Source organism: Adlercreutzia equolifaciens, from assembly GCF_029076695.1.
Lineage (GTDB): Bacteria > Actinomycetota > Coriobacteriia > Coriobacteriales > Eggerthellaceae > Adlercreutzia > Adlercreutzia equolifaciens_A.
In genome coordinates, this window is the sequence record NZ_JARFIK010000055.1 from 1 (window position 1) to 432 (window position 432).

The 432-nt window shown below is 68.5% G+C and carries 1 protein-coding gene; it reads right to left on the reverse strand.

Annotated elements, in window-relative coordinates:
* Positions 1–9: 9 nt before the first annotated feature.
* A partial coding sequence (locus PZH32_RS11435) for a type III pantothenate kinase (protein ID WP_275208379.1) occupies positions 10–432 on the reverse strand: 423 nt, incomplete at its 5' end.

Here is a 432-nt window from a genome sequence, read left to right on the forward strand (position 1 = left end):
AGGAAGTTTCTAACGACGGTTTGCCCGGTAGAGCTCCAGCAGGCCGCTCAAGGCAAGGGTTTGGTCGACGGTGGCCTGGTGGGTCATGAGGGCGGCGATGGCCTCGGCGCCCTGGCCGATGAGCACCAGGGGCGTGGTGTAGCCTGCTTCCGCCCAGATCATATCGATGAGGCCGTCGATGCGCGCCACTTCTCCCATGACTATGCCCGCCTGCATGGCCTCGGCCGTGGTGCGGCCCAGGAGCGTCTTCGGCGCGCGCACGTCCACGGCGGGCAGCTGGGCGGCACCGCGGGCCAGGGCCGCGGCTCCCAGGTTCATGCGCGGGGCAATGATGCCGCCGCGGAAGGCCCCCTCTTTATCCAGCAGCTCGAAGGTGGTAGAGGTGCCCAGGTCGATGACGAGGGCGGGGGAGCCGTAGGTGGTTTTGGCGGC